This is a genomic window from Methylocaldum sp. (assembly GCF_039794385.1).
In the GTDB taxonomy this organism is placed as follows: domain Bacteria; phylum Pseudomonadota; class Gammaproteobacteria; order Methylococcales; family Methylococcaceae; genus Methylocaldum.
Genome location: NZ_JBDIVO010000212.1, coordinates 1 through 8,609, shown reverse-complemented (window position 1 = coordinate 8,609; position 8,609 = coordinate 1). Strand labels below are relative to the sequence as shown.

8 protein-coding genes are annotated in these 8,609 nt (G+C 59.0%); 5 read left to right on the top strand and 3 right to left on the bottom strand.

Annotation, left to right across the window (positions count from 1 at the left end; all coding sequences use genetic code 11):
- The 5 genes from ABJK70_RS16435 to ABJK70_RS16415 all read left to right on the top strand — a co-directional run.
- Positions 1–529 (top strand): hypothetical protein (locus tag ABJK70_RS16435; protein WP_347258497.1); only part of this gene is annotated, 529 nt, incomplete at its 5' end.
- A 276-nt stretch (positions 530–805) separates the two neighbouring features.
- A complete protein-coding gene (locus ABJK70_RS16430; RefSeq protein WP_347258496.1) occupies positions 806–1,432 on the top strand; it encodes a class I SAM-dependent methyltransferase in 627 nt (208 codons plus the stop codon).
- 93 nt (positions 1,433–1,525) lie between these two features.
- Positions 1,526–1,909: a hypothetical protein gene (locus ABJK70_RS16425; protein WP_086132820.1), complete on the top strand. Its 384-nt coding sequence runs from the start codon at positions 1,526–1,528 to the stop codon at positions 1,907–1,909.
- Positions 1,910–2,170: 261 nt separating this feature from the next.
- On the top strand, positions 2,171–2,563 hold the full coding sequence (locus ABJK70_RS16420; RefSeq protein ID WP_077731688.1) for a Rieske 2Fe-2S domain-containing protein: 393 nt from the start codon (positions 2,171–2,173) through the stop codon (positions 2,561–2,563).
- Positions 2,564–2,599: 36 nt separating this feature from the next.
- Positions 2,600–2,824: a hypothetical protein gene (locus tag ABJK70_RS16415; protein ID WP_086132819.1), complete on the top strand. Its 225-nt coding sequence runs from the start codon at positions 2,600–2,602 to the stop codon at positions 2,822–2,824.
- Positions 2,825–3,386: 562 nt separating this feature from the next.
- Here ABJK70_RS16415 and ABJK70_RS16410 read toward each other — a convergent pair.
- From ABJK70_RS16410 to ABJK70_RS16400, 3 genes are read right to left on the bottom strand one after another with little or no spacing between them, the layout of a single operon-like run.
- Positions 3,387–5,852 (bottom strand): EAL domain-containing protein, encoded by a 2,466-nt coding sequence (locus ABJK70_RS16410; protein ID WP_347258495.1) that lies wholly within the window; start codon positions 5,850–5,852, stop codon positions 3,387–3,389.
- A gap of 7 nt (positions 5,853–5,859) precedes the next feature.
- Positions 5,860–6,297, bottom strand: coding sequence for a response regulator (locus tag ABJK70_RS16405; protein ID WP_086132817.1), 438 nt, complete (start codon positions 6,295–6,297; stop codon positions 5,860–5,862).
- Positions 6,294–8,006 (bottom strand): PAS domain S-box protein, encoded by a 1,713-nt coding sequence (locus tag ABJK70_RS16400; RefSeq protein WP_347258494.1) that lies wholly within the window; start codon positions 8,004–8,006, stop codon positions 6,294–6,296. The genes ABJK70_RS16405 and ABJK70_RS16400 overlap by 4 nt, the downstream gene beginning before the upstream one ends.
- Between the last annotated feature and the right edge of the window lie 603 nt (positions 8,007–8,609).

Here is an 8,609-nt window from a genome sequence, read left to right as displayed (position 1 = left end):
AGAGCCAGACCATTACAGAAGCATCGATAATTTTATCGAGGATGTGAAAAAGGAGGTTTCTTCCGGGATTAATCTCAATAATCCCGACAAAAAGGACGTCCAGCGTTTAGCCGATGTCATCAAACATATCCTGTATCTTCGCCTGATAAATCACACGGCTCCGCAATACCTGTTGTCTCAAGGACTGGATGAAAAATCGCTGGATTGCGATACGCTGGTAACGCTCTATCTCGCGGTCGGTGAAGCGCTCAATCTTCCGTTTCGAGCGGTCGTCCTAAAGACGAACGATGCGGCGCGCGGGAACATCGAGCACGTCATGCTCGTTTGGAGAACGGGGAAAGGACGCTGGTACATCGAAGTGACCAATACCGAGCTTGCTGTGCCGTTGAATGAAGACGAATTTCGCGCTTACCGGGAGAAAGAAGGATTTACGACCTTTTCGGAACTCAACTCTTCCGATTTTTTAGAGGACGTGAAATGGACGGAAATCGCGAAGTATTACTACAACACGATTATTTATCGCCCCTGATTCCGTCCTGCTGGTCGGACAAGACCGGTTCGCCTCATCTTCCCGCATTTCGGGACAACCGCCGAGAGCTTCCTCAACCGCCCGAGGTCGTCACCGGCACCGTACAAATCGGCATTCGCATGACCCCGAGGGTCAGCATCGGCGACAACTTCCGGAGAAAGCGAAGCTTCTACTGTGCCGGTTCGTCTCCCTGCCGCGCTCGAAGGACATTGCGTCTTAAGACGACCGCCGAAGTGCTATACACTGGGATCGGAAATTCCCACTCACTGATCGACCATGAAGCTACTGCCCGACGATCTGAACAAGATCGTAACCCTGACACTGGCGCACTATAACCGGCATGCGGAAGATTTTCGGGAGGGAACGCGGAATCACGACGTCAGCCAGAACATTGATGCGCTGCTGCGCCATATCGAAGGGGACCCGCCCTTCAGAATCCTCGATTTCGGCTGTGGGCCGGGGCGTGATCTCAAGGAATTCGCCAGGCGCGGACACATAGCTGTAGGCGTGGAGGGGGCGGAGCGCTTTGCGGCCATGGCGAGGGAGGATACCGGTTGCGAGGTGTGGCAACAGGATTTCCTGCAACTCGACCTTCCGAAAAGTTCCTTTGATGGCGTATTTGCCAATGCGAGCTTGTTTCATGTTCCATCCCAGGAACTGCCGAGGGTACTCGGTCAATTGCATGCCGCACTGAAGGCGGGCGGCGTCCTTTTCAGCTCCAATCCGCGCGGTACCAACGAGGAAGGCTGGAGCAGCGGACGCTACGGCGCTTACTATGACCTGGACGGGTGGCGTCAGCGGATGACCGCTGCGGGATTCGTGGAGCTCGAACACTATTTCCGGCCCGCCGGATTGCCTCGACCGGCGCAGCCCTGGCTGGCCAGCGTGTGGCGGCGGTCCTAGGTTCCATGAAACGAATCCTGCAGTTTCGCCGGCCGGTCTCTTCGCGCGAGCTGGCTTGCACGTCGGGAAACTCAATGGACAGGAGATTTCACGATGAATGTCGGCGATCAGAAATCCTTTTCCGTCCGCGCTAGATCGTTCTGGAACGACAGCGGCATCGATCTCGCCGCGGGTGGCATTTATCAGTTTTCCGCTCGGAGAACATGGACGGATTTCTTCATTTCCTGCGGCCCCGCCGGGTACTCCGGTTTGTCTTATCAGAACAAGTTGGGGTCGTCGCTGCGTCTTCCACGCGAGAAATGGTTCGCTCTCTGCGGAGCCTTGGACCGGAACGGCCAGACGGCATTTGTTATCGGGGAAAGCTGTCGGTACACCGCCGAAGCCGCAGGGCGGCTGTACTGTTTCGCGAACGATGTGCCGGGGTGGTACTGGAACAATTTCGGAAGCGCGGAAGTAATTGCGACGCGCCTTGCTTGAACCCGATTCTTGCCGCTATCGACCTGTGACCGTTTCTCCAAACGATTCGGTGCCGATCGGCACGTTCACGACAAACATTGTCGGGTTTCCATCACTCTTCTTTCTTCGGATATCGGCAAAGGCCCGCGAGATGGTGAAAAATCGAGCAGTTTGTATCGGTTTAATCCTGGTACCGGAATTGCTTGATGGCTCATGGGCGTAACGTCCGCCGAGATCCTGTGCGCGGCGCTTCGGTCCGATCCTCAATCTTGGGTGTGCGATATGAATGAGCTATTTGTAGTTTGCCGTACGACGGAAATAGACGAAGAACAGGCGCGGGGCTTTTGGCTGGCCGTGCGAACCGAGACCGGCGAGGTAAAACCCTGGCCGATTCTGATTACGCGCAAGGGCAACCGTTTTTTTGGATTTGAAAATGTCTGCCCTCATGCCGGCAGCCGGCTGGATACCGTACCGGGGCAGTTCATGGATGAAGATGGCAACTTTCTGACCTGCGGCCAACATCACGCCCAGTTCGACATCGATAGCGGGCACTGTTTCATTGGACCCTGCCAAGGCAAGCAGCTCACAGCCGTGCCTTTGATCGTCGATGACGGCGATGTTTGCGTCACCGGCGTGGAACTAGCCGAAGAAGACGGCCTGGATCTCGACGCGTGATGAATTTCCGGACGGCGGTTTTGTGAGGAATCCGAGATGACACCGGAGCAGCAAGTCCGGCTTCGCGCTTTTCTGGCGAGCCTGCCGGAGATGAGCGTGGATCAATTGTTCGAAGCTCTGCACAACGCGCGCAGCTGCAAAGCGGCAGCGACCGAAGGCGATGCTCCTTATTGGCGCGCGCTGATGCTCGGCGTGGGCGAACAACTGCACCGGCGTCTTGGCCCCGGCGCTCTGCAAGAATATGCCAGCCGTTATTGCTGAACCGATCGGCTGATCGCGATCGACACGATTCACCGAAAACGTTCCCGGCGAAGAGTCCGCGCGTTCGGGTGGTCTTGCGGGCGTGAACGCATCGGTAAGAAAGCTCTGATCAGGTCCTTCTTCAGGATCGGGACAAACGGTAAGGTGTTGATTCGGCTCGTGGTGAGCTCATCGACTCCCCTCATGCGTCCAGACGAAGGGCACGAACTGAACCAACTTCTTTAGCGTTTCCGTAATTTTTCCGGAATTCGGCCTCGCTGGAAACCACACTTCCTCGCCGGGAAACCGGCTTTAGAGCATTTTTCACCACAATATAGCGACATAGCATGGGAGACCGCTCCACCCCCTAAAATGGAAGCCGAAAGAATCGTAGGTCGGCAATCCGTTGCCGACAAACCCGCTGGCCGGACAGTTGCTGTCGGGAAGGGTCGCGACTAAAGCGACCGTTTGCGATTGGGAAGGATTCCCGACCTACAACAGCGGGCGCTACACCAAACCGAGAAACCGGCTCTAGCCAAGTTTTTGAGCAGTTCCAGCGCACCCATAAGCGAGTGAATGCCATTCATCGGTTCGCCATGGCCGCTTCCAAAATGGCTTGCATCGTATCGGCTGTCATCGGGCGGCCGAATAAATAGCCCTGGGCGACGTCGCAGCCGTGGCGCTTCAGGAAAGCTAGCTGGGCTTCCGCTTCCACTCCCTCGGCCAGCACCTCCAGTTTCAGGTTCCGCGCCATGGCGATGATGGCGGCGGCGATTTCCATGTTGGACGTATCTTGAGGAATGTCCCGCATGAAGCTTTGGTCGATTTTGAGCTTGTCGATGGGGAAGCGCTTCAGATAGGCCAGCGACGAGTAGCCTGTACCGAAGTCGTCGATCGCAATCCGGACGCCGAGGTCCTTGAGGGCCGCCAGTTTGGCCTCGTTCTCCGGGCCATCCTCCATGAGGGCGGTTTCGGTGATTTCCAGTTCGAGGTGATGGGACGGCAGGCCGGTTTCGGCCAGGATGGCACGGATGCGTTCGTGAAGATCGCCCTGCTGGAACTGGCGCGGCGAGAGATTGACCGCCAGCATTTCCAGCGGCAGACCGGCATCCAGCCAGGCTTTCATGCACCTGCAGGCCGTGCGCAGTACCCATTCGCCCAGCGGCACGATGAGGCCGGTTTCTTCCGCCAAGGGAATGAAACGATTGGGGGAAAGCAGACCCTGGTCGGGAATCTGCCAGCGCAACAGGGCCTCCACGCCGAAGATCCGGCCATCCGTCAGCGTCACCAGCGGCTGATAGTGCAAGACGAATTCATCCCGGTCCAGCGCGTGGCGCAGCCGGGTTTCCAGAGCGAGCCGCTCGTTGGCGGACGTGGTCAACGACTCGGTATAGAAGTGATATGTCCCTCGACCGCTGTCTTTTGCCTGGTAGAGCGCCGCATCCGCGTATTGGATGAGCCGATCGGCATCATCGCCGTCGTCGGGGAAAATGCCGATACCGAGACTGGCGCCGATGTAAACCTCCTGTCCGCCGGACAGCACGAAGGGCGCGCTGAGCCGGTCGATCAGGTGATGAGCCACGCTCGCGGCGTTCTCGGGATCGGACAGTTCTTCCAGCACCACGACGAATTCGTCGCCGCCCAAGCGGGCCACGGTATCGGTCTCGCGCAGGCATTCGCGCATGCGCTGCGAGGCGAGTTGCAACAGTTCGTCGCCGGTGGCGTGCCCCAAGCTGTCGTTGACGTTCTTGAACCGGTCAAGGTCGAGAAACAGTACGGCGCCGCGACTCCTATCACGCCTGGCGCGCTCCAGGGCATGGTTCAGGCGGGAGAGGAGCAAAAGCCGATTGGGCAAGCCGGTCAGCGGGTCGTAATGAGCTAGGTATTCCAGTTGGGTTTCCGAACGCTTGAGGTGGGTGATGTCGGTAAACACTCCCACGTAATTGACCGCCTCGCCTTGCTCGTTGCGTACCGTGCTGATGTTGAGCCACTCCGGATAGATTTCGCCGCCCTTGCGCCGATTCCAGAGTTCCCCCTGCCAGGAGCCGGTGGTGCGGATGGCGTGCCACATGGCTTGGTAGAACGAGCGGCTATGGTGGCCCGATTGCAGAAGGCGCGGGTTCTTGCCCGAAACCTCCGCCTCGGTATATTCGGTGATCATGGTAAAAGCCGGGTTGACCGTGAGGATGTTGCCATCGAGGTCGGTAATGATCACTCCCTCTTGAGTGCTGGTGAATACGGTGGCCGCCTGACGCAGCCGCTCCTCCGCCTGGCGTTGCTCCGTGATGTCCGAGGCCACGCCCGAGGTCAGGATGACCTTGCCGGCATCGTCGCACAGCGCGTAGCTGCGGTCGTTGATCCAGCGCACCGTGCCGTCGGGACGGTTGATGCGGTACTGAATGTCGTAGCGCTGGCCATGGGCCAGCTCTTCCAAGGCACGCAAGACTTGCCGGGAATCCTCGGCATGCACGGCCTCCAGCCAAAGCTTGGGATTCGCATACAGTTCGGCGCAGGGTCGTCCCCAGACCTGTTCGAATGCGGGGCTCACGTAAAGAACGGACCGGAAATCCGGCGAGCTCAGCCAGAACACTTCGCCTATCGTTTCCGCCATCCGGCGAAAACGCAGTTCGCTCTCGCGCAGGGCCATCTCGGCGGCATGCCGCACACGCCGCTCCTCCATCTCGCGCAAGCTGCGCTCTATGGCCGGCCCGAGACGGCCCGGACGGTCCTTGAGGACGAAGTCCCAAACGCCCTGTTTCAGGAGTTCGACCGCTCTCTCTTCGCCGATACTTCCCGAGATCAGGATCACCGGCAAATCGGGCAGCCGTTCCTGTATGAGCCTGAGACTCGCTTCGAAATCCAGGCCGGGTACGCTGTAGTCGGATAACACGGCATCCCAGCTCTCTTCCTCCAGGGCCTGGTTCAGTTCTCCGCAGCTCACAACTCGCCGACAGCTGGCGGTCAACCCGTGAAGCCGCAGCTGGCGCTGAATCAAGAGGAAGTCGGTCTCGCTATCTTCGATGACCAGAAGGTTTAGCGGCGCGGTCACGGTCTCGTCAACCCCATGGCGGTTCGTTCGTGGCTAGCCAGTAAACCCCGAGGCGCGCCACCGTTTCTGCGAATTCGGTGAAATCCAGGGGCTTGCGGACGAAACTATTGGCACCGTGTTCGTAGCTGCCCAAGCGGTCTCTCTCCTCGTCGGAGGACGTGAGGATGACCACCGGCACCAGACGGGTACGCGGATCGGCACGCAGCCGTTCCAGCACTTCCAGACCTCCGATTCTGGGCAGGTTGAGATCCAGCAAAACCACCGTGGGCAAGTCGGGACCTTCGCGTGTCGCGAATTCGCCCTCCCGGAACACATAATCCAGCGCCTGCTGGCCATCGCGTACCACGTCCACCTGATTGGCCAGATTGACCCTGCGCAGCGCGCGCAGGGTCAGCATCTCGTCCTGAGCGTTGTCCTCCACCAGCAGAATCGTCTTGGCTTTCATCGAATTTCCTCGTCTCCGCGGCCCACGGCCGGTAGCGAAAAACGGAAGGTAGCGCCCTGGCCCGGAGCAGAAACGGCGTCAATCGTGCCACCGTGACGATGAACGATGCGCTGGACCGTGGCCAGGCCTATGCCCAGACCCGGAAATTCCTCTTGCCGGTGCAGCCGCTGGAACGGCTGAAACAGTTTGCCGGCGTGGGCCATGTCAAAACCGGCGCCATTGTCTGCCACATAAAATCGCCGATACTCGCCTTCAGAGGCTTGCTCGGCATACACCCGGATCATCGGCGTATCGGTGCCGGCGGTGTATTTCCAGGCGTTGCCGATGAGATTTCTCAGAACCACTTCGATCATTCGAGCATCGCCCCGAGCGAAAAGGCCCGGTTCTACGCACCATTCCACCCGGCGGGCCGGTTCCACACGAGTCAACTCGGCGAGGATGCGTTCCGCAAGCGCGGAAAGATCCACCGGGTCACGCCCCAACTCACCGCGGGTGCAGCGCGAAAGTTGGAGCAGGCCGTCGATCAGTTCGCCCATGCGACGACTGGCGAGCATGATTTGATCCAGATAGACGCGGGCTTCGCCTTCCAGGCGCTCGCCGTAATCCTCCATCAAGGCCTGGCTGAATCCGCTCATAGCCCTAAGAGGCGCGCGGAGGTCGTGAGAGACGGCGTAGGCGAAACTCTCCAACTCCTGGTTGGCGGCCTGGAGTTCGGCCGTACGCTCCTCGACCCGTCGCTCCAGATCGGCATTGAGGAGGCGGATTTCTTCCTCGGCCCGCTTGCGCAGGGTGATATCGACGACACTGACGATCACATGGAGCTCCCCGCCAATGGCCACCGGCCCCAAGCTCACCTCGCAGGGAAACTCTTCCCCGTCGGCCCGGACAGCGTGCAGATCGCGGCCCTTGCCCATGGCGCGCGGCTCCGGATGGCGGAAATACTCCGAAGCGAGCATCTGATGACGAACATGAAAACGTTCGGGTATAAGGACGTCCATCGGACGTCCGATCAGCTTTTCGGACGGGCAGCGGAAGAGCTCGGCGGCACGCCCGTTCGCTTGGACGATTTGTCCGCCGCTATCGACGACGAGCATGGCCAAAGGCGAGGTATCGAAAATCAGCTGGGCTCGCGCCTCGCTTTCGCGCTGTGCCGCCTCGGCCGTGTCCTTGGCCCGGGCATAAATCTCCGCTTCCATCCGCAAAACTTGTTCACGCAGCGACTCGGTGAGCCGGCTCTGCTCGATTCCCTGCTGTTTGAGCCGGACGAGTTCGGTGACGTCCTCCACTCGGTGGATGATGTAGGCGACCGAGCCGTCCGCGCTCAGCACGGGGGAGTTGAATGGGCTCCAGTAGCGCACGGCAAACCCGCCGCCTTCCTCCTCTGGTATACGGATATCGTATTTCTGCACCGCCATGACATCCGCCGTACGGTTCCGCAGCACACGCTGCAGGGAGGCTCTCAAGTTGCGTACGCCAGTGGCGTCAGGGTCCTCGGGGTTGTCCGGGAAGACCTCGAAAATATCGCGGCCGATAATCTCCTTCCGTTGCGTCATCGTGGCACGCGCATAGGAGTCGCTGACGGCTGCGATACGGAGGTCCGGAGTCAGCACAAGATAAAGGCCCGGCGCAGATTCGAATAAGACCCGGAAGTCCGGATCGTCGATTGGAATGCGAGTTAACGGCTGCGAAGCGTCTGGCTCGGCGTTCATATCGCTGATCGGATCAAGCCTGGCCTATTTCGGTTGTCCGGCTGCGGAAAAGCATAGCCTTCGGCGGCACGCGGCAGAGCCAAATTGTTATCGTTCATTGTTATTCTTTATAGTCGTTCATTGTGCCGTCGGCGCCAGCGTTCTCTCCGCTATCGCCGTCGAACAGTCGTTGTCCCAACCCATAACGCAGCACCAAGCGTTACCACGGGCTGCGCCAATCATATTCCCGACCTTACCGTAGAGAAACATGGCGTGCTATCACGTTTGACGTAGCGACCAGCCCGCGGCTTTCCAAGCTGTCCGCTCCCGGCTTCTCGCGTCTGCTCGACAAAAACCGAATCGGCGCTTTCCGTTAAAGAACTATAAAAATAGTAGGAAATTTCGCGCAACGTGAATTGTTATCTTGACAGAGAAAAATTCTACTGGAGGGTTTTGTGCCGGCACATCATCCGCGGAAGAGATTCCTCAGGCGCTCGAAGATTTGATATGGCATCGGCTTGGCGGTTCGAGTGACGCGGCGTCGCCGTGCTGTCCGTCATTTCACCGGCGAGCGCTGCGCAGCTAGTGCATTTTTAAACCTACTGTACGAGCACTGGCGAGTAG

What these genes read in the sequence shown, in the direction of transcription:
- ABJK70_RS16405 (WP_086132817.1), bottom strand. Translation starts at nt 6,297, where the DNA reads ATGAAAGCCAAGACGATTCTGCTGGTGGAGGACAACGCTCAGGACGAG.
- ABJK70_RS16425 (WP_086132820.1), top strand. Translation starts at nt 1,526, where the DNA reads ATGAATGTCGGCGATCAGAAATCCTTTTCCGTCCGCGCTAGATCGTTC.
- ABJK70_RS16420 (WP_077731688.1), top strand. Translation starts at nt 2,171, where the DNA reads ATGAATGAGCTATTTGTAGTTTGCCGTACGACGGAAATAGACGAAGAA.
- ABJK70_RS16415 (WP_086132819.1), top strand. Translation starts at nt 2,600, where the DNA reads ATGACACCGGAGCAGCAAGTCCGGCTTCGCGCTTTTCTGGCGAGCCTG.
- ABJK70_RS16400 (WP_347258494.1), bottom strand. Translation starts at nt 8,006, where the DNA reads ATGAACGCCGAGCCAGACGCTTCGCAGCCGTTAACTCGCATTCCAATC.
- ABJK70_RS16430 (WP_347258496.1), top strand. Translation starts at nt 806, where the DNA reads ATGAAGCTACTGCCCGACGATCTGAACAAGATCGTAACCCTGACACTG.